The sequence below is a fragment of the Haloplanus salinarum genome, from assembly GCF_009762275.1.
Taxonomy (GTDB): Archaea; Halobacteriota; Halobacteria; order Halobacteriales; family Haloferacaceae; genus Haloplanus; species Haloplanus salinarum.
The window spans coordinates 1136855-1154403 of sequence record NZ_CP034345.1 but is presented as its reverse complement, the minus strand read 5'-3'; the positions used below and the strand labels follow the sequence as shown (position 1 = coordinate 1154403).

The window sequence follows — 17549 nt, the reverse complement described above, 5'->3', positions numbered from 1 at the left end:
CCCATGAGCTTAGAAAAGAAAGACGAGATGGACCACGAGGGGTGGATGAAACGGAAGGACCTGACCCCCGTGGAAGCCACCTTCCTGACGGCGCTGATCTGGATGGACAAGCGGCTCCGCATCGTCGACTACCTGGAGCTGCTGGAGAACCTGTACTACAAGGTCAACCTCCAGATGCCGAAGAGTCACACGGAACAGTACGACCTGGACAACAAGTTCTGGTACTGGTACCCGCTGTACGCGCTGGGGTCGTTCTCGACGCTCGCGTACATCGTCGCCGCCGTCAGCGGCGCGTTGCTCGGGTTCTACTACGCCCCGGCACAGGCGGGCGACCCCAGTACGGCGTACAACTCGATCACGTTCATCATGACCGACCTCCAGTTCGGGTTCATGCTGCGGTCCATCCACCGGTGGTCGGCACAGGTGATGGTCGCGGCCGTGTTCCTCCACATGCTCCGCGTGTACTTCACGGGCGCGTACAAGGAACCGCGGGAACTCAACTGGCTGCTGGGCATCGTCCTCATCAGCCTGACGATGGTGTTCGGGTACACCGGTTATCTGCTCCCGTGGGATCAGCTGGCCTTCTGGGCCGGCCAGATCGGCGTCGAGATGTCGCTGTCGATCCCGCTCGCCGGCGAGTGGATCGCCCAACTGCTGTTCGGCGGCTTCACGCTCAGTCAGGCGACGCTCCAGCGGATGTACATCCTGCACGTGTTCCTGCTCCCATTCGTCGTGACGACGCTGATCGCCATCCACATCGGTATCGTCTGGGTGCAGGGCATCGCGGAACCCCACTGATCATGACCGAGACAGATTCCACCACGGACGACGCGGACGCTCGCACCGACGGCGGCGGCCCGGGGATCGTCGCCCCGGACGACGAGACGCCGACGTGGCGCGAGCGAAAGGAACGGACGACGGGCCTCTCGCGGCTCACCTACGAGTATTTCGAGCGCGCACGGCGCGAGGACCAGGACCTGCGGACCGAGTCCGACTACGTCGAGCGTGACGTGCTCGCCTTCCCGACGTGGCCCCACGAGACGGTCCGGAACCTCTCCATCGCGGCCTTCTTTACCGGGATGATCTTCTTCCTCTCGGCGACGATGCCACCACACATCGGCTCGCCGGCCAACCCGAGTTCGACCCCCGCCATCATCCTGCCGGACTGGTATCTCTACTGGTCCTTTGGCCTGCTGAAGCTCGGCCCGCTGAACCCCGACCTCGCCATCCTCGGCGGGCAGAAACTCACGGCCGACCGCACCTACGGGGTGCTGGCGAACGTCGTCGTCGTCGGCGTCATCGCCATCGTACCCTTCCTGAACAAGGGTTCCGCGCGGCGTCCCGTCGAACAGCCGTTCTGGTCGGCCGTCGGCGTCGGCGGCGTCGTCTTCGCGCTGACCATCAGCCTGCTGGCGATCAAGAACCTGATGCCGATGAACGTCGACCTGCTCTTCGATCTGACCTTCCTCCTCCCCATCGTGGCGACGACGGTCACCTACGCCGTTCTGAAGACGATGCGCGAAGGGTACATGTACGACCTCAACCGTCGGTACTATCGGCTCCGGCCGCCGAAGTGACCGACGGTCGATGACCGATTCTTCGGACGACGAGGCGGGCGGCGAGTCCGCCGACGTCGACGGACCCACGACCACCGAGGGCGGCCGCCGGGACGTGGTCGTCCCCATGCGCCTCTACAAGACGGTCACCGTCTTCTCGACGCTCATCGCCGTCGCCGGCGTCGTTTTCGGGTTCGTCCTGCTCGACGCGGCGACGATCAGACTCAGCCTCCTGCGACGTCTCCTGATCGGACTGCTCGGTGCCCTCGGCGTCACGCCGCCGTCGACGGTACTGAGCGCGGTCCTCGCCGTCGCGGGGCTCGTCTCCATCACCGTCGGCGCCGGCGTGTACGTTCTCGGGACGCGGTTTCGCGCCCGCGGAATGGGAAACCCTCAAGAGGACGCCGACGAATCCTCAGATAATGGCTGACGAATTCATCAAGGGGCTCGGCATCTTCACCGGCGCCGGCCTCGGCTGGATCGTGCTCGCCGGCTGGTACCGCACGCCGAGTTTCGAGAGCACCCGACAGCTCGTGAGCCCCGTGTCGCCCACCCCGGCGAACGCGGACCTGTTCAACCTGCTTGCGATCGGGCTGATGGACGTGCTCTTCTGGTTCGCGCTCCTCGGCCCGCTGGCGTTCTGGGTTCTGCTCCCCGCCGCCAGACAGACGCGCAAGGCGGTCGAAGATCGGCGGAACGCCTGAAAGCGGGACGCGAGCGACCGCGCTCTTTTCGACGACCGACGGAACCGGCTTCTGTGCTCGGGCGTCACGACGCCGGAATCCGGTGAAAAAAGCCGACCCGTCGTCGTACGGATTATTGTACCTGTTCTCCGGTGGTTCGCCGGACTGTCCCGGCGAACCACCGGTACTGACTTACAATGAACAGTATCAGACGATGGCGCTCCAGACGGGTTCGATGACGACGAACAGGCTCTGGTAGCCCGCGTACAGCAGGGCGAGCAGCGACGCCGCGACGGCGCCCTTGGGGCGTTCGAAGGTCATGTCGTTTCGGGCCTCGACCTGCCGGGACTCGAACTCGAAGAAGTCGGTCAGGAGCAGGCCGACGGCGATGACCGACATGACCATCCCGCCGTGCGGCTCGACGAGCAGGAACACGAACGAGGCGAGGACGAGCAGGATGGTCGACAGCGAGTGGGGGAGGTACCGGCTCAGTTCATCGGCGCCGTCCTCGACCTGTGCCGCGTGGACGGAGTGGGCCCGAATCCGCGTGAGCATGTTCACCACCACCAGCGCCAGCACCACGTGCGCGATGTACGGTTCGAGCGCGTCGAGAGCGCCGACCGGGACGACGAACTGTAGCGGTTGCATGGTTCAAACTGGGCCGGTGACTCATTAGAACTTTTCCGTTCCTATCCGGTATCGGTGCCGACGCCGGGGCCATCGGGGCCGCGGCCGACGTCCGCGGTCACCAGGTCGACCGAGCCGACGCGTTCGATCCGGAGGTCGACCCCGGCGTCGACGGTGTCGCGGCGGACGCCGTCGGCGAAGAGCGCGACCGCCCCCTCGCGTTCAACCGACAGGTCGAGTCCCGTCCCCGGGTCGACGACGCGGTGGTCCGGCGCCGTCGAGAACGGCGAAATCGGGACGACGGCGACGCCCGCGCCGGCTTCGAGGACCGCCCCACCCGCCGCGGCGGCGTAGCCGTCGCTGCCGAGCGGCGTCGCGACGACCATCCCGTCGGCCCGGACGGTATCGAGGCGCGTCCCTCCCGCCGCGACGGCGTACTCCGAGATGCTCGCCGGGGCGTCGGTGACGAGGGCGACGTCCCGGAGCGCGCGGGCGACGACGGCCCCGTCGCGACGAACGCCGAGGACGGGATGTGACTCGCGACGGCCGTCGCCCGCGACCAGCGCGGCGAGTGCACCCGACAGAGCCGGACGGGCGACGCGGTGTCGACCCCCCGCGGTCGTCACGGGGAGGACGGGCGCGTCCGGCGGATCGGCCGTGACCGAGCGGACGGCGTCGTCGCCGACGGCCACGACGACGTCCGCGTGTCGGTCCCCGTCCTCGGCGACGAGCGACGCCCCGGCGACGCCCACCGCCGCCGCGACGGTCCCGTCGTCGCCCCTGACGGCGACGTTCACTGCCCGCACCCGTCCTGGTTTTCCGGCCGTCCCCTGCCGGGTCGCTCCGCGCGAGGCGTCCGCTCCATGCGAGACACCTCGACCCACGACGGTAAAAAGCCCGTGCGATTCAGAACGGCCAGTCGCCGGTCGCGCGCATGCCGGCCGCGAGGTCCTCGCGCTCCAGGTCGGCGGCGACGCCCTCGGGCGACCGGCGGTCGATCCGGTCGGCGTCCGCGAGGGCGGCGACGACGCCCGTCACGAGGATGGCCCCCTCCCGCAGCGTCCGTCGTTCGAGTTTGTCGAGCGTGTCCGCGCGGGTGTGTCCCCAGCCCCGTCCCCGGTCGTCGCCCTCGCTCGAGACGAGCAGCGCGGGGAACCCGCGCGCGACGAAGGGCCAGTGGTCGCTGTGTGGGTGCTGGCTCGGGCGGACGGAGACGGGGTGGCCGAAGCGGTCGGCGACGTCCCTGACCGCGTCGCCGAGCGCCTGGAAGCCGTGGGTGTACCACTGGAGCGTCCGGCCGCGACAGACGCCGTCGCAGTTGACCAGCGCCTGGACGGCGTCGGGGTCGATCCGTTCGGCCTCGCGTTTCGACCCCCGGAGGCCGACCTCCTCGGCGCCGAAACAGACGATCCGGACCCGCCGGGAGAGGTCGGCGTCGCGCGCGAGGAGCGCGCGCACCACCTCGAGGACGGTGGCCGTGCCCGCGGCGTTGTCGACGGCGCCCTCGGCGATGTCGTGGGCGTCGACGTGGCTGGTCAGGTGGACCGCACGGTCGGTGTCGGGGCCGATATCGGCACGGACGACGCCGCTCGTGGCGTCGGGTGTCTCGCAGTCGACACGGACGGTGACGCGCTCGCCCTCGTGTCGGCGGACGAGCCGCGTGCCGGCCTCCCGGCTGACGCCGACCGCGGGGATGGGGCCGAGCGGCGTGTCGTCGGTGCCGACGCTGCCCGTGGGCGCCAGACAGCCGGGCGTGTCGTTGCGGAAGACGAAGGCGGCGGCGCCGGCCTCGGCGGCGCGGTAGTACTTCTCGCGGCGGTGGACGAACCGGTCGTAGTGGTCCGGAACCGTCGAGGAGGCGACGACGACCGCGCCGTCGAGGTCGGTCTCGAAGTCCGCGGGCAGGCCGTCACCACAGTCGACGAGGCGGCCGGTCGCGGCGCCGGCGGGACTCCGCGGCAGGGCGATCGGCTCCGTCTCGCCGCTCGGCGTCTCGATCCCGCTCGATCCCCGAACCCACCCCTGGACGTCGAACGTCTCGACGTGTGCGTCCCGGGCGCCGAGGTCGGCGAGGGCGTCGCGGGTCGCGGTCAGCGCTTCGCGCTCGCCGGGACTCCCGGCCATCCGGTCGCCGATGTCGGCCAGTCGCTCCAGATGCGACCACCCGACGTCGCTCGTGAACGTCTCGCCGATCCAGCCGTGCATGCGCGCACCTGTTCCCCCGGGCGACTAACCGTTTCGGTCCGGCGGGTCCGTCCGGACACCCGAACGTCGAACGTCGAACGTCGATCCAGCGGGTGACAGTCGTCGAAGCGAAACCGTCGATACGGTGCGGTAGCGGCGCCGAATCCGGCAGGTCTTTATCTGCTCGTGCGCCTATGTCACGGCATGACAGGCGTTCGAGTCGCCGGCGTCGGGTTGACGCAGTTCGGCCGACAGCCGGAGCGTACCGGTCGCGATCTGTTCGCCGAGGCCGCCCTCGCGGCGCGCGAGGACGCCGGCGTCCCCGGGGACGAAATCGAGGAGATCAACTACGGGAACTTCATGGGCTCGCTGGCCGAGCGCCAGGGCCACCAGGCACCGCTGATGGCGGAGATGGTCGGGGTGAACTGCCCGGCGACCCGGTACGAGGAGGCGTGTGCCTCCGCCGGCGTGGCGGTCCGCGAGGCCGTCCGCACGGTCCGCTCGGGCGAGGCCGACGTGGTGCTCGCCGGCGGCTGTGAGCGCATGACCAACCTCTCGACGGCGGCCGTCACCGAGGGGCTGGCGACCGCCGCCGACGACCTCTACGAGATCAGGGCGGGGATCACCTTCCCCAGCGCGTACGCCCTGATGGCGCGGGCCTACTTCGATCGGTTCGGCGGGTCGCGCGAGGACCTCGCCCACGTCGCGGTGAAGAACCACGACAACGCCCTCCCCAACGAGTACGCCCAGTTCCACCGCGAGATCACGGTCGAGGAGGCGCTCGACGCACCGATGGTGGCCGACCCGCTCGGCCTCCTCGACGCCTGTCCCGTGACCGACGGCGCGAGCGCCGTCGTGTTCGTCAGCGAGGAGTACGCCGAGGCGAACGACCTCGACGCACCGGTGTCGGTGACCGGATCCGGACAGGGCGGCGACAACCTCGCCCTCCAGTCCCGCGAGCACCTCGCGGTCACGCCGGCGACGGAGCGCGCCGCGAGCGAGGCGTACGCCGAGGCGGGCCGCGAACCCGCCGACGTGGACCTCGTCGAGGTCCACGACTGCTTCACCATCGCCGAAGTGATGGCCATCGAGGGGCTCGGCTTCTACGAGACGGGCGAGGGCATCGGCGCCGCGCGCCGCGGCGAGACGACGGCGACCGGCGACCGTCCCGTGAACCTCTCCGGGGGGCTGAAGGCCAAGGGCCACCCGGTCGGCGCCACCGGCGGCAGTCAGATCGCCGAGATGACCCGGCTCCTCCGGGGCGATCACCCCAACAGCGACCACGTCTCGGACGCGACGGTCGGCGTCACCCACAACGCGGGCGGGACGGTGGCCTCCGCCGTCGTCCACGTCCTGGAGGTGGACCGATGACCGACGAGAACGCGGGGTACGACGAGTGGCTCGAAGCCATCGACGACGGCGAGGGCTACTCCCTGGTCTGTCCCTCGGGACACGGCTCGCTCCCGCCCCGGCGGGTGTGTCCCGACTGTGGCTCCCCGGACCTCGACCGAACGCCGCTGCCGGAGACGGGCACCGTCGAGACGTTCACGGTGTGTTACGTCGCCGCCCCGGACTTCGCCGACGAGGAGCCGTACGCCACCGCCATCGCCGACTTCGGCGACGTGCGCCTCACGGGCGTCGTCCGCGGGGTCGACCCCGAGGACGTGTCCGTCGGGACCGTCGTCGAACCGGCCATCGGAACCAACGAGACGACCGGGGACGACCTGCTAGTGTTGCGGACGCGCTGATCAGACGGCCGAAACGACCGTCTCGACGAACTCCTCGGGATACTCGACGTGCGGCAGGAGTTTCGCGTGATCGAACACGACCAGCCGCGCGTCGGCCGCCTCGGCCAACTCCCGCCCCCGCGACAGCGGCGGGAGCGTCGCGTCGCGTCCCCAGACGACGGTCACGGGCGCGTCCGCGTCCCGGAGGGTCGCATCGAGGTCGAGCGACGAGTTGCAGTCGCCGGCGACGAAGGAGGCGACGGCAAAGCGGGCGTTCGGCTGGTGGGTGGTTCGCCACTGGTAGTCGGTCCACTCGGCGGACACCACGTCCGGATCGGCGTAGGCGTGGTCGGCGTTGAAATACCGGATCGAGGGTTTGGAGACCAGCGCGTCGAACAGCGCCGTCCCGACGACCGGCGCACGCAGGAGTTCGCGGAGCCACGTCTTCGGCGGATCCGGACCGCCGACGGTCGTCGGACAGACCAGGACGAGCGATTCGACGTCGACGCCGGGCGTCAGCGCCCGGGCGACGTAGGCACCGGAGAGCGACGACGCGACGACCGCCGGCGCGTCGAACTCGTCGAGGAAGTCGGCGACGAAGTCCTCGTAGAGCGCCGCGGAGTAGCGAAGCGGCGGCCGATCCGAGCGGCCGAACCCCGGCAGGTCGGGGGCGACGACGTGGTGTGTCTCCGCGAGCGTCCCGAACACCTCGCGGAACTCGCCGCTCGAGCCGGCGGCGTTGATCCCGTGTAGACAGACCAGGTCCGGGTCGTCGGGGTCGCCGGCCTCCGCGTAGGCGACGTCCATCCCCCGCCAGCTGTACGTCCGCTCGGTCGCGTCGAGGGCGGGTTCGAGTTCGCCCGCCGCGTCCCGGAGGACGCGGTCGGTGACGGCGGTCGCCGCCCCCAGTCCGAGGAGGGCACCCCCGAGGCGTCTGAGCTTCATACCCGCCCTTCGGACGCGGTGCCCTTATACCGGCCGGCTGCCGGTCCCGGGCCGTCACCAACTTCGCATCCCGGCTTCGAGGAGGAAGACGACCGCCTCCTGTGAGAGGAGCAGGGCGCCGTAGGCCACCGCGGGCAACAGGAGGGAGTCGGTCCGGTCGTAGCCGTCCGCGGCCGTCCAGAGGACGGCGACCTGGGTGGTGCCGTACAGCAGTACCGCGACCGAGTCCGTCGCCGCCACCCAGGAGACGACGACGAGGCCGAGGACCGCGGTGAGGGGGAGGTACGCGAGGAACGCCAACGCGTCGCTGTCGACGGACTCGGCGGCGTGCAGGGCGAGCCAGAGCGTCCCGACGAACGTGACCGCGAGCGCGAGTTTCCCCGGCCGCGGGAAGGCGGTCAGCCCCGCGGGTGCCCCGGTCAGCACGACCGCCGCCAGCACGGTCGTCAGGACGGCCGCCCGCCGGCCGTCGACGACGCGCTCGAACGTCCCCTGGACGAGCAGTTGGCAGACGACGGTGAGCGAGCAGGCGCCGACGACGACGCCCGGACCGAGCAGCGCCAGGAACGTCGTCGCGGGCGTGCCGGCGCTCCACGCCGAGGTCGTGAGCGCGTTGTACGGGACGCCGGTGGCGTCGCCGACCAGTTTCGTGCAGGCGACGAGCCCCGGTGGGAGCAGGAGTGCCAGGGCGAGGCGCCGTCGGTCGCGCCCCGTCGGCAGCGCCAGCCCCACGTCGACGCCGCGGAGGGCCGCGTACGCGCCGGCGTACGCCACGAGACCGGCGAGGAGGAGCGCGCCCGTGAAGGGGCCATCCCCGCCGACGGGGACTGCGTTCGACACCGCCGGCCCCAGGACCGTCACGATCCGTCGCCAGAGGTGGACGCCCAGCAGTGCGAGGACGACCGCCGCGAGTTCCGTCGCGAGTGGGTGGTCGCCGAACCACGGCGTCGCCGAACGGAGGGACATATCCGGCTCTCGTCGTGCGGTGATTTCATCCTATCGGAGACGACCACCGGAGTCACTCGGCCGGGTCGTCGCGCTCGCGACGCTCGCGGACGCAGTCGGCGAGGGGGTCGAGGAGCCGGTCGACGACGGTGTAGGGGTCGGTCTCGCGGGCGCGCACCTCGTCGACGAGCGTCGCCATCCCGCCGTGGCGATCGATCTCCTCCTCCAAGAGATCGGCCGCGTCGGACCGGAGTAGCCGCCGGATCTCCTCGGCGGTGCGGGTCCGCGCGCGCCGGTCGAGTTCGCCGGTCGACCGGAGGTGGTCGTAGTGGGCGTCGAGGGCGTCGATCAGCGCCGCGACCCCCTCGCCTTCGGTCGCGACGGTCTCGACGATGCGGGGATCCCACCCCTCGTCCTCGTCCCCGTCGCTCCCGTCGGCCGTCGTGCCCGCGCCGTGGTGGCCGGCACCCGCCGTCGTCCCGTCGCGCATGTGGAGCATCTCCCGGAGGTCCGAGACGGTGGTCGCGGCGCCGTCCATGTCGGCCTTGTTGACGACGAACACGTCGCCGATCTCGAGGATGCCGGCCTTGAGCATCTGGACGTCGTCGCCGCTGCCGGGCTGGACGAGGACGACCACGCTGTCGGCGGTGCGGACCACGTCCACCTCGTTCTGGCCGGCGCCGACCGTCTCCACGACGATCCGATCCTTGCCGAAGGCGTCGAGGGCCTTGACGGCGTCGGCGGTGGCCGTCGAGAGCCCGCCCAGCTGGCCGCGGGCGCTCATCGACCGGAAGAAGACGTCCATGTCGCCGACGTTCGAGGCCATCCGGATGCGGTCGCCGAGGACCGCCCCGCCCGTGTACGGCGAGGAGGGATCGACCGCGATGACGCCGACGGTGAGCCCGCGGTCCCGGTAGGTCTTCGCGAGTTTGTCGACCAGCGTGGACTTACCGGCGCCCGGGCTGCCGGTGACGCCGATCACCTCCGCGTCGCCCGTGTGGGCGTGAAGCGCCGAGACGATGTCGCGGTAGCCGGGAGCGCGGTCCTCGATCTTCGAGATGGTGCGGGCGAGCGCTCGGTGGTCGCCGTCGAGGACGTCGGCGACCAGTTCCGGTTCCTCGGCGTCGGCCTCGCTCATCGGTGCGGGACGTTGTCGCGGACGAAGTCGATGGTGTCCTGCATCGGCGTCCCCGGGCCGAACACCTCGGCGACGCCCGCCGCCATCAGGTCCTCGCGGTCCTCGTCGGGGACGATCCCGCCGACGATGACGAGGGTGTCCTCGAAGGCGCCGTACTCCTTCAGCCCCTCGATCACCGTCGGCACCAGCGTGTTGTGCGCGCCCGAGAGGATGGAGATGCCGAGGACGTCCACGTCCTCCTGGACCGCCGCCTGGACGATCTCCTCCGGCGCGCGGTGGAGGCCGGAGTAGATGACCTCGAAGCCGGCGTCCCGGAACGCCCGGGCGATGACGTGGGCGCCCCGGTCGTGGCCGTCGAGACCGACCTTGGCGACGAGACACCGGATGGTCCGCTGTTCCTGCCCTGCGCTCATGTGTTACCGTTCGGCGCACGGGCGTTTGACTCTAACGGAGCCCCCGTGCCGGCGGCCGACGCCGACCCGCGCCGTCCGTCTCAGTCGGTCGCCTCGCGCACCAGGAGCGCAACCCCCGTGATCGAGACGGCCACCCCGAGGAGGATCAGACCGAGGTATCCCACGGCGATCGAGCCGATGTCCACGATGGCCGCGTGGTACTCGCTGGTCACGTGTGCGAACAGCAGTAGCGTCCCCACGATACTGATCGATACGCCCGCCAGGTTCGTCCACAGTCCTAGGCTTGCCACACTACCACCTCGTTCGACTCGGCACGTACGGCGGTCGGCGCGGCTTGATTTTCGCTCCGTCCCCGCCAGCCCCCGAGCGCGAAAGCCGAACCTACCGGCGTACTCCGGTCTGGAGCAACGCGAGACGCCGACGGGCCCGGTCGCTCCCCGATCCACCGTTCACCGTCGGACGGTTCGTTACTCGTGTAATCACAACATAGCTTTCCGTGAAACGTGAGGGGTTGAAAGGGGAACCACCGCATCCCTTCGGACAGTGAACGATTTCGACGGGGTGATGCGCGCTATCGGACGGTCGCCGCCGCCGGATACTGATCGAACTCCGTGACGCGGAGCCCCTGGACCCGTTCGCCGGTGTGGAAGACGACCGGGAACGAACGATCCCACTCCATCACGTCCACCTCCCGCTCCTGGAGGAGATGGACCTCGTCACGTGGGACCGGGAGACCGGGACCGTGCGGCGAGGGGACGATTTCGAGGCGGTCGACCCCGTCCTCGCGGCGCTTGCGGCCCGACGTGACGCGTTGCCCCACGGCTACCTTCCGGACGAGGCCGACGAGCGCGCGGGCGACGCCGGCGTCGACCCGGTCGGATAGACCGCTCGGGATGTTCAGGTATCCCTCTCAACGGCGTCGAGTCGCCACGTGAAGATCGCTTTCAGCACGGCGACCAGACTGTTTGCCTCGCCTTCGCCCCAGATGGCGGTCTCAGAGCGCGCGTCGGAGGGGCTCGCGTCCACCCCGTTGACGAGCGCGCTCACGAGCGTCTTCTCCCCGTCGATCATCATGAGCCGGGCGGCCGGCGTCTCCGACCAGACCCACAGCGACTCGAACATCGTCGCCCCGGGGATCTCGTCTTGAATACGCTCCTGGACGTCCGCCGAAACGCCGCCGAGCTTGATCGAGACGTCCCGTTCCGCGGCGCCGCTCAGCGCCTCGATCAGGCCGTCGGTGAGCAACTCCCCGACCGTCATGTAGACGATCTCCGACTCCGCGTCGCCGAAAAACTCCACGACCCGTTCCGTGACTGCGGGCTGGCCGTCGACCGTCCAGACGCCGCGCTGTGAGTCCCGCCGCTCGATCGGTTCCAGTTCGGTCAGTGCGGTCCGCAGGACGTCCGTCCGGTGTCGGAGTTCGTGTTCGAAGGACCGGCTCGCGGTTTCGGCGGAGATGGCCCAGAACCGTTTGGGCGAGGACTGCTGGACGTCGACGAGTCCCCGGTCGTGGAGTTCGTCGATGGCGTCGTACACGCGGGTTCGTGGCACTTCGGACGCCTCACTGACGTCTCTGGCCGTCCCGGTGCCGAGGCTGGCGAGCGCGACGAACGTCCGTGCGGCGTACGAACTCAAGCCGAACTGTTCGAGTTGCTCGATGGCGGCGGACTGCGGGTCTTGGCTGGGGTCGGTGGTCATCGATGAGGGGGTTCCGTCGAACGCCGCCACGTGCGGTGGCCGGTCGGCACGCCGCATCGAGCGGTCGGGACGCGGCTCGACACCGGCCGTCGGTTGTGACCTATGGCCCCGTCCGGGATATAGATGTTGTGATAAAACGGGTGAAATATCTGGGCCGCCGGAGCGATCACCTTTCAGCGCCGTACTCTTCGATCGGCAGTCGCCCGTAACTCGTCAGGTGACAGCCGATCCGTATTCGGGGCCCCACGGTGGTTTACGTCGGCATAGCGGAGCGGGTGAGTGTGACGAAGGTGTTGGATTTACGGTTTGAGTGACAAACACTATCAGTAGCCCCGTCCTAACGATTAGTCTGACGCCGTTTGAATGGGACAGTTGGGACACAATGAACGTATCCGAAAACATAGAAGAAGCGATCGAAGCACTCCAGCAACTCGGGCTGAAGGAGTACGAGGCACGGTGTTACGTGGGGTTGTCTCAGTTAGAGACCGGCACGGCGAAGAGACTCAGCGAGATGACCGAAGTGCCCCGGACGCGGGTGTACGACGCGATCCGTGTGCTGGAAGCACAGGGGCTGGTCCAGATTCAGCATTCGAATCCACAGCAGTTCCGCGCCGTCTCGCTGGACGAGGCGACCGAGACGCTCCGCGACCAGTACGAGGCCCGCGTCGAACGCCTGCACGACGCCCTCGACACGGTCGAAATCGTCGACAGCGACGACGAGGAACCGGTCCAGCAGGTGTGGGCGATGGCCGGAAACGACGCGATCGAAAACCGGACTGAAGAGCTCATCGAGACGGCCACCGACGAAATCGTCCTCGTCATCGGCGACGAATCGCTGCTGACCGAGGACCTCGTCGCCACCCTCAACGAGGTCGGGAACGGCGTCGAGTTGCTCATCGGTGCCCTGACCGAACCGCTCCAGGAACGGATTCAGGCCGCCGTCCCCGACGCCACGACGTTCATCTCCGGACTGGAGTGGTTACACGGTGCGACCGGTAGCCAGGACGAGACCGCGATCGGCCGTCTGTTGCTGGTCGACCGCTCGACGATCCTCGTCAGTTCCATCATGCCGGATTCGAAGGCCGAACAGGCCATCTTCGGGGAGGGGTTCGGGAACGGCCTCGTCGTGATCGCCCGCCGACTCATGGCACAGGGACTCCTAACCCAGCGCGATCCCGCCGTCTGACACCGTCCGGGGCGACGTTCTACCCGGCAGTGCGCACGCTCGCTCGTCACCCGGTCGCCGATTCGTCACCGAGGTCCGCCTCGACGATCTCGGCGTCGCGTCGGTCGCGGGTCCGGGGATCGATCGGGTGGAGCGTGAGGTACTCCCCGTTGTCGACCGTGACCCGGCACCTGCTGTAGACGAACGTGAGACTGCCACCCGGCCGGGGGGTTCCGTCGTGTCGGGGACCGAACAGGGCGTCCAGCGCGTCCGGATCGAGTACGTCAGTGAGCGGCCGCATCGACCGTGGGTCGCGGCCTTCGACCGCACTCACCGCACGCACCACGGCCGTACTCGTCGACTCGTTCGGTCCGATGTCGTACTCCATGCTGTCCCAACGCGGTAGACGCTGAAAACGCGTCCGAATTTCACCCAGATTATCAAAACAATGTTCGAATCCGACGGAAGGGCGGTGTTTGTCGACACGGAACCCCTGGGACGACGCGTGAGCTGAACCCACGGCCGTGTCTCGGTGGCACCCCCTTCGAGTCCGTCGTCGAACCTCGGTGGCGCGGAGCCGTTCACGACCCCGGTCGAGCGGTTCGAGGATCACTTCGGCGCGAGCGCGAGGGGAAGTGATCCGGCCGCGGTCTCGGGGACCGGGCTGGTGGTGATGCGACCGGCGTGAGGCCATCCTCGGTGTGCTCGTCCTGCTCGCGACCACCACCCCCTCGGGGCGAACTGGCGACCGTCGGAGTCGACGGCGTCGCCGACTGCGACGTCCCGGACCCCTCGAGTGCCGGGTCGGCGGTGACCACCGATTCTAGGGTGGCGATGCCCGCGGCGACGTGGGTGAGACCGACGGTCAGCGCCGACGGCCGAAGCGACGGGCACCGATCCAGCGGCCCGCGGCCGCCGCGACGAGCACGCCGAACCGAACGGCGGTTCCGCCACCCACCATCGCGTGTCGTGGATGACGTTCACGGGGAGACACAGCCGTCGATGGGACCCGCCGCGAGCGACGCGTCCCGCCGCCAATCAATCGGCCAGCAGGGACGTCGCCGGGAAATCCTCGAACGTGCCGTCGGTGAAGACCGTCACCCGCCCGTTCTCCTCGCTCAGCGTGATGGCGGCGATCACCTCCTCGCGGATCGAGGTTTCCAGCGCGCTCATGTGACGGGCGCCCATCCACCCCGCGTGGGGAAGCTCGTCGGTCCGTCGGCGCTCGCCGGGCGAGAGCTGATCGACTCGCACCATCCCCTCCGCGATGGTACCGTCGCGGTGAACGACGACCGCGCCGTCGCGGGACAACGCCACCGTCCGTGCGGTCTCGAGGAACGTGTCGGTCTCGGCGAAGACGGTGGCACAGTTCTCGACCGGCCAGCCGTTCGTGCCTATCGGAGCCACGAACTCGGTCATGGAACCCTCCTCGACGATGAGATCGAGGACGTGGCCGCGAAGTACGGCGAGATGAGCCTGATCAAAGCCAGCATCGAACTCCAGGAACACGACGAGCGGTCCCGAGGCGTGCCGCTGGTGCTCGCACGGATTCGACTGACGACCGACCGGGGTTACTTCACGGCCCACGGGGAGGGGTACGGTGCGTCACACGCGCTCGGACTGGCCGCGAACAAAGCCGAGCGGCAGATCCTCAAGGGGAAGACCTGCCGTCGGCCGAAGAAGCCGTCCGACGACCGAGCGGCGGAACACCTCTACGGGTGGTGGCTCGGCGGGTGACGGCTTCGGGACCCGCAGGGCAGTGAGCTCGGGACGACATCGGTGACCGGGTGGGCGACGTCGACCCGCCAGACTGTCACTGAGATGATGAGAATGATGAATCGAGTGAGTGTGATGAATTAACACGATGAGCATTCTGGAGCCGATATGCCGAAGTGTGACAACTGCGAGTCCGTCGTGACGGAGCAGTACGTTCGCGTGTTTTCACCGACCCACCTCGACACCGTGCGGGTCTGTCCGCGGTGTGAGGACTTGGTCCGGGACGGGAGCGAGGCCCGCGCTGCGCGCTCGAAGCGGTAGTCCCTTCCTGCCGCCGATCCGGACGCCCGCTCGGCCCGCACGACCGGGCCGACACCGTCAGGGGCGCTCGCCCGTGACGTCGGCCCGCGGCCGGCGACCGGCGGGCGGCGAATCCCCCCGACGCTACCGGTGGGCCTGCCGGATCTCTCCCGTAGCCCGGGCATGACAATGACGCTGTGGACGCGGTAGTGGGCTATGGAATCGGAGGCTCTCGAGCGCCGGTGTGACGAAATCCTCGATCAGCTCGCACGCGTCGTCTTCGCGTCGAGCGCGGCGGTCTACGGCCACCCCGACTACGTGCCGGTCGACGAGGAACACCCGACGTCGCCGTACGGCGTGAGCAAATACACCGCCGATCAGTACGTCCGCCTCTACGCGTCGCTGTACGACGTCCGTCGCCCTGCGGTATTTCAACGCGTACCGCCCCGGACAGCCCGGAGGCGACTACAGCGGCGTCATCACCACGTTCGTCGAACAGGCGCTGGCGGACGACCCCATCACCGTCCACGGGGACGGCGAACAGACCCGCGATTTCGTCCACGTCGACGATATCGTGCGCGCGAACCTCCGGGCGGCGACGACACCGCACGTCGGCGCCGCGTACAACGTCGGCACCGGCGAGAGCGTCACGGTCGCGTCCCTGGCCGAACGGATCCGCGACCTGGCCGGGTCGTCGTCGTCGATCCGCTACGTCGACGGCCGGGAGGGCGACATCCGACACGGTCGCGCCGGGACGACCGCCGCACGCGAACGACTCGGCTTCGACGCGGACGTCCCGCTGGCCGAGGGGCTGACGACGGTAGACGGGCTCTGAAACGTCGTGACCGTCCCGGCCGGAGGAACGGACACGAACACCCTCTCGACCGGTGAGCGGTCCGAGTGGCCGTGGTGAATACGGAGCGCGTATGCAGCCCGACGGTGTTCCCCGATTACGATCGCTCACTACGGACCAACGAGTCAATCGACAGCGTAGTGAATAGCGGGCCCCTACGAGGGCACCCGGTATAATTCGATCCGTAGGCGTGCCTCGCCTGCGTTCGAGTCCGGGAATTCGATCGACCCATGGGCGTTCTCGACGATCCATTTGATTAGCCAGAGGCCGAGCCCACTCGAATGCTCTAACGGGGTCTCCGCTCCCTTCACTAGTGTCGACCGTTCCAAGTCGGGAATCGCTCCTTCGTTCCGAATCTCGATCCGGGCCGTGTCTTCACTTGGCGTTGAGACGGAGACGACAACCGTTGGAGCGTCCATGTCCTGATGGATAATCCCGTTCTCGATGGCCTCATACAACGCGACGTCGAGATTCTCGTCGGCAAGCACGGTCACACCGTTCGTCCCGGAGAACTGGACGTCGGCAGTAGCATATTCGTCGGTTACTTCTTGGATGGCCGTCTCGATGAGTGGGCCAAGCTGCTGTGGCTCGACCGCCGTCTCACCCGTCGTTTGTTGAATGTGGCGGGCTTTCTCCGCCATCTCGACGACCGACTCAGCATGCTCGATGGCGATCACTAGTTGCCGGTGGCTCTCGGCGGACAACGACTCCGTCTCGTCTACCAGTTCGAGCGTCCCCTTCACGAGGTTCAGATCGTTGCGGATGTTGTGCCGAAGCACGCGGTTGACGATGCCCAGCCGTTGTTCGCGCTCGTCGATGTCGCGGCGGGCGTTCGTCAGCGAATACGCTTGCTCCAGCATCAGTTGTGCGTTCAGCTCCGAGCTCTCGGTCGAGCGGTAGTCCTCGGGTGGGATGTAGAAGGGGTTCTTACAGAGCTGATTGCGGTAGATGATCCGTTCGTGGGTTCGGAGGGCCTTGGCGGCCGACGTTCCGTTGAAGCGGTCGAGGTCGTACTGGCAGAGTGCGGTGACCGGGAGGTCCGGGCAGGCGGCATCGAAGTCCGCTTCGAAGTCGACGATATGGTCGAACGACAGCTCGGTGTGGAAACACCACGAGTTCTCGCCAGCGACCCACAACCCTTCGTAGCCGTCCGCGACACTAGCGTTGGCTTCGGTTTCGAGTGTCCTAATCATCTCCGTGGGTTCGAAGCCGGATTCGAGGTAGACATCTTCGGCGTCTCGGACGACGAGGTCGCCAGCGTCGATCCGTCGTTCGACGTCGACATTGGCCCGCCGGAGTGCCGATTCGATGTCGCCAGCGGTGTTGACGTCGAGCAGATAGACACAGCGATAGCCGGACTGGAGACCCTCGACGAGGAAGGCCGTGGTGGCATCTAACTGGGATTCGTTCGATCGGTAGAAGAGTGCGAGGTGACGTGGCAGATCATGGGACCCGAGCTCTGCGCGGAGGTCCGCGGCAGTCGCCTGGCGTGTCGTCTCGGGGACGAACTGCGCCTCGGGTCGTTCCATCGTTATATCTCTGTTGAGATGAATTGATAAAACTGTGCTATTGGACAATAGGGGGTCTGAGAACGGTCCC

At 68.4% G+C, this 17549-nt stretch carries 22 protein-coding genes and 2 pseudogenes; 12 read left to right on the top strand and 12 right to left on the bottom strand.

Annotated features, from left to right (window positions below; all coding sequences use genetic code 11):
* Nucleotides 1–3 precede the first annotated feature (3 nt).
* The 4 genes from EI982_RS07225 to EI982_RS07210 are packed head-to-tail and all read left to right on the top strand — an operon-like array spanning nt 4 to nt 2260.
* Nucleotides 4–798, top strand: a complete 795-nt coding sequence (locus EI982_RS07225; protein WP_157688885.1) for a cytochrome b — start codon at nt 4–6, stop codon at nt 796–798.
* 2 nt (nt 799–800) lie between these two features.
* Nucleotides 801–1577, top strand: coding sequence for a cytochrome b family protein (locus EI982_RS07220; protein WP_157688884.1), 777 nt, complete (start codon nt 801–803; stop codon nt 1575–1577).
* 10 nt (nt 1578–1587) lie between these two features.
* On the top strand, nt 1588–1986 hold the full coding sequence (locus tag EI982_RS07215) for a DUF7315 family membrane protein (RefSeq protein ID WP_157688883.1): 399 nt from the start codon (nt 1588–1590) through the stop codon (nt 1984–1986).
* Complete coding sequence (locus EI982_RS07210; RefSeq protein WP_157688882.1) at nt 1979–2260, top strand: DUF7314 family protein; 282 nt, start codon at nt 1979–1981, stop codon at nt 2258–2260. The genes EI982_RS07215 and EI982_RS07210 overlap by 8 nt, the downstream gene beginning before the upstream one ends.
* Nucleotides 2261–2446: 186 nt before the next feature.
* Here EI982_RS07210 and EI982_RS07205 read toward each other — a convergent pair whose 3' ends face one another.
* From EI982_RS07205 to EI982_RS07195, 3 genes are all read right to left on the bottom strand, one after another.
* Entirely contained in the window at nt 2447–2887 is a 441-nt protein-coding gene (locus EI982_RS07205) for a DUF7313 family protein (protein WP_157688881.1), read from the bottom strand.
* Nucleotides 2888–2928: 41 nt separating this feature from the next.
* Nucleotides 2929–3672: an NAD(+)/NADH kinase gene (locus EI982_RS07200; protein ID WP_157688880.1), complete on the bottom strand. Its 744-nt coding sequence runs from the start codon at nt 3670–3672 to the stop codon at nt 2929–2931.
* Nucleotides 3673–3772: 100 nt separating this feature from the next.
* On the bottom strand, nt 3773–5071 hold the full coding sequence (locus EI982_RS07195; protein ID WP_157688879.1) for a M28 family metallopeptidase: 1299 nt from the start codon (nt 5069–5071) through the stop codon (nt 3773–3775).
* 183 nt (nt 5072–5254) lie between these two features.
* On the opposite strand from EI982_RS07195, the gene EI982_RS07190 reads away from it, so the two are divergent.
* Entirely contained in the window at nt 5255–6421 is a 1167-nt protein-coding gene (locus EI982_RS07190) for a thiolase domain-containing protein (protein ID WP_157688878.1), read from the top strand.
* A complete protein-coding gene (locus EI982_RS07185; protein WP_157688877.1) occupies nt 6418–6798 on the top strand; it encodes a Zn-ribbon domain-containing OB-fold protein in 381 nt (126 codons plus the stop codon). The genes EI982_RS07190 and EI982_RS07185 overlap by 4 nt, the downstream gene beginning before the upstream one ends.
* Here the strand turns inward: EI982_RS07185 and EI982_RS07180 are convergent, their stop codons facing one another.
* From EI982_RS07180 to EI982_RS07160, 5 genes are all read right to left on the bottom strand, one after another.
* The gene (locus tag EI982_RS07180; RefSeq protein WP_157688876.1) at nt 6799–7722 is read right to left on the bottom strand and encodes an alpha/beta fold hydrolase; all 924 of its coding nucleotides are present in this window, start codon (nt 7720–7722) and stop codon (nt 6799–6801) included.
* A 54-nt stretch (nt 7723–7776) separates the two neighbouring features.
* On the bottom strand, nt 7777–8688 hold the full coding sequence (locus EI982_RS07175) for a hypothetical protein (protein WP_157688875.1): 912 nt from the start codon (nt 8686–8688) through the stop codon (nt 7777–7779).
* A gap of 52 nt (nt 8689–8740) precedes the next feature.
* Nucleotides 8741–9805: a methylmalonyl Co-A mutase-associated GTPase MeaB gene (gene meaB / locus EI982_RS07170; RefSeq protein WP_157688874.1), complete on the bottom strand. Its 1065-nt coding sequence runs from the start codon at nt 9803–9805 to the stop codon at nt 8741–8743.
* Entirely contained in the window at nt 9802–10218 is a 417-nt protein-coding gene (locus EI982_RS07165; RefSeq protein ID WP_157688873.1) for a cobalamin B12-binding domain-containing protein, read from the bottom strand. The genes meaB and EI982_RS07165 overlap by 4 nt, the downstream gene beginning before the upstream one ends.
* An 80-nt stretch (nt 10219–10298) precedes the next feature.
* Nucleotides 10299–10508, bottom strand: a complete 210-nt coding sequence (locus tag EI982_RS07160) for a hypothetical protein (RefSeq protein ID WP_157688872.1) — start codon at nt 10506–10508, stop codon at nt 10299–10301.
* Between the two features lie 416 nt (nt 10509–10924).
* Here EI982_RS07160 and EI982_RS07155 point away from each other — a divergent pair, with 416 nt between their 5' ends.
* Complete coding sequence (locus EI982_RS07155) at nt 10925–11101, top strand: hypothetical protein (RefSeq protein ID WP_157688871.1); 177 nt, start codon at nt 10925–10927, stop codon at nt 11099–11101.
* A gap of 14 nt (nt 11102–11115) precedes the next feature.
* On the opposite strand, the gene EI982_RS07150 is transcribed toward EI982_RS07155, so the two are convergent.
* Nucleotides 11116–11916 (bottom strand): TrmB family transcriptional regulator, encoded by an 801-nt coding sequence (locus EI982_RS07150; RefSeq protein ID WP_157688870.1) that lies wholly within the window; start codon nt 11914–11916, stop codon nt 11116–11118.
* A gap of 382 nt (nt 11917–12298) precedes the next feature.
* Here EI982_RS07150 and EI982_RS07145 point away from each other — a divergent pair, with 382 nt between their 5' ends.
* On the top strand, nt 12299–13102 hold the full coding sequence (locus tag EI982_RS07145; RefSeq protein ID WP_157688869.1) for a TrmB family transcriptional regulator: 804 nt from the start codon (nt 12299–12301) through the stop codon (nt 13100–13102).
* Between the two features lie 46 nt (nt 13103–13148).
* Here EI982_RS07145 and EI982_RS07140 read toward each other — a convergent pair whose 3' ends face one another.
* Nucleotides 13149–13469, bottom strand: coding sequence for a DdfA family disk-determining factor (locus EI982_RS07140; RefSeq protein WP_157688868.1), 321 nt, complete (start codon nt 13467–13469; stop codon nt 13149–13151).
* 144 nt (nt 13470–13613) lie between these two features.
* On the opposite strand from EI982_RS07140, the gene EI982_RS07135 reads away from it, so the two are divergent.
* Nucleotides 13614–13769: a hypothetical protein gene (locus EI982_RS07135; RefSeq protein ID WP_157688867.1), complete on the top strand. Its 156-nt coding sequence runs from the start codon at nt 13614–13616 to the stop codon at nt 13767–13769.
* Nucleotides 13770–14119: 350 nt separating this feature from the next.
* Here EI982_RS07135 and EI982_RS19135 read toward each other — a convergent pair whose 3' ends face one another.
* Nucleotides 14120–14338, bottom strand: coding sequence for a hypothetical protein (locus EI982_RS19135; protein ID WP_394352062.1), 219 nt, complete (start codon nt 14336–14338; stop codon nt 14120–14122).
* Nucleotides 14339–14455: 117 nt separating this feature from the next.
* Between EI982_RS19135 and EI982_RS07125 the strand changes: the two are divergent.
* The 3 genes and pseudogenes from EI982_RS07125 to EI982_RS07120 all read left to right on the top strand — a co-directional run.
* Nucleotides 14456–14818, top strand: a pseudogene (locus tag EI982_RS07125) (CBS domain-containing protein); the annotation flags it as partial.
* A 147-nt stretch (nt 14819–14965) separates the two neighbouring features.
* Nucleotides 14966–15118: a DUF7563 family protein gene (locus EI982_RS18315; protein WP_199243758.1), complete on the top strand. Its 153-nt coding sequence runs from the start codon at nt 14966–14968 to the stop codon at nt 15116–15118.
* Nucleotides 15119–15364: 246 nt separating this feature from the next.
* A pseudogene (locus EI982_RS07120) lies at nt 15365–15932 on the top strand (NAD-dependent epimerase/dehydratase family protein); the annotation flags it as partial.
* A 173-nt stretch (nt 15933–16105) separates the two neighbouring features.
* On the opposite strand, the gene EI982_RS07115 reads toward EI982_RS07120, so the two are convergent.
* On the bottom strand, nt 16106–17479 hold the full coding sequence (locus tag EI982_RS07115) for an MEDS domain-containing protein (RefSeq protein WP_157688865.1): 1374 nt from the start codon (nt 17477–17479) through the stop codon (nt 16106–16108).
* Between the last annotated feature and the right edge of the window lie 70 nt (nt 17480–17549).

Excerpts from the sequence above, each read along its gene's own strand:
- EI982_RS07225 (WP_157688885.1), top strand. The coding sequence starts at position 4 with ATGAGCTTAGAAAAGAAAGACGAGATGGACCACGAGGGGTGGATGAAA.
- EI982_RS07220 (WP_157688884.1), top strand. The coding sequence starts at position 801 with ATGACCGAGACAGATTCCACCACGGACGACGCGGACGCTCGCACCGAC.
- EI982_RS07215 (WP_157688883.1), top strand. The coding sequence starts at position 1,588 with ATGACCGATTCTTCGGACGACGAGGCGGGCGGCGAGTCCGCCGACGTC.
- EI982_RS07210 (WP_157688882.1), top strand. The coding sequence starts at position 1,979 with ATGGCTGACGAATTCATCAAGGGGCTCGGCATCTTCACCGGCGCCGGC.
- EI982_RS07205 (WP_157688881.1), bottom strand. The coding sequence starts at position 2,887 with ATGCAACCGCTACAGTTCGTCGTCCCGGTCGGCGCTCTCGACGCGCTC.
- EI982_RS07195 (WP_157688879.1), bottom strand. The coding sequence starts at position 5,071 with ATGCACGGCTGGATCGGCGAGACGTTCACGAGCGACGTCGGGTGGTCG.
- EI982_RS07190 (WP_157688878.1), top strand. The coding sequence starts at position 5,255 with ATGACAGGCGTTCGAGTCGCCGGCGTCGGGTTGACGCAGTTCGGCCGA.
- EI982_RS07185 (WP_157688877.1), top strand. The coding sequence starts at position 6,418 with ATGACCGACGAGAACGCGGGGTACGACGAGTGGCTCGAAGCCATCGAC.
- EI982_RS07180 (WP_157688876.1), bottom strand. The coding sequence starts at position 7,722 with ATGAAGCTCAGACGCCTCGGGGGTGCCCTCCTCGGACTGGGGGCGGCG.
- EI982_RS07175 (WP_157688875.1), bottom strand. The coding sequence starts at position 8,688 with ATGTCCCTCCGTTCGGCGACGCCGTGGTTCGGCGACCACCCACTCGCG.
- meaB (WP_157688874.1), bottom strand. The coding sequence starts at position 9,805 with ATGAGCGAGGCCGACGCCGAGGAACCGGAACTGGTCGCCGACGTCCTC.
- EI982_RS07165 (WP_157688873.1), bottom strand. The coding sequence starts at position 10,218 with ATGAGCGCAGGGCAGGAACAGCGGACCATCCGGTGTCTCGTCGCCAAG.
- EI982_RS07155 (WP_157688871.1), top strand. The coding sequence starts at position 10,925 with ATGGACCTCGTCACGTGGGACCGGGAGACCGGGACCGTGCGGCGAGGG.
- EI982_RS07150 (WP_157688870.1), bottom strand. The coding sequence starts at position 11,916 with ATGACCACCGACCCCAGCCAAGACCCGCAGTCCGCCGCCATCGAGCAA.
- EI982_RS07145 (WP_157688869.1), top strand. The coding sequence starts at position 12,299 with ATGAACGTATCCGAAAACATAGAAGAAGCGATCGAAGCACTCCAGCAA.
- EI982_RS07140 (WP_157688868.1), bottom strand. The coding sequence starts at position 13,469 with ATGGAGTACGACATCGGACCGAACGAGTCGACGAGTACGGCCGTGGTG.
- EI982_RS19135 (WP_394352062.1), bottom strand. The coding sequence starts at position 14,338 with ATGGTGCGAGTCGATCAGCTCTCGCCCGGCGAGCGCCGACGGACCGAC.
- EI982_RS18315 (WP_199243758.1), top strand. The coding sequence starts at position 14,966 with ATGCCGAAGTGTGACAACTGCGAGTCCGTCGTGACGGAGCAGTACGTT.
- EI982_RS07115 (WP_157688865.1), bottom strand. The coding sequence starts at position 17,479 with ATGGAACGACCCGAGGCGCAGTTCGTCCCCGAGACGACACGCCAGGCG.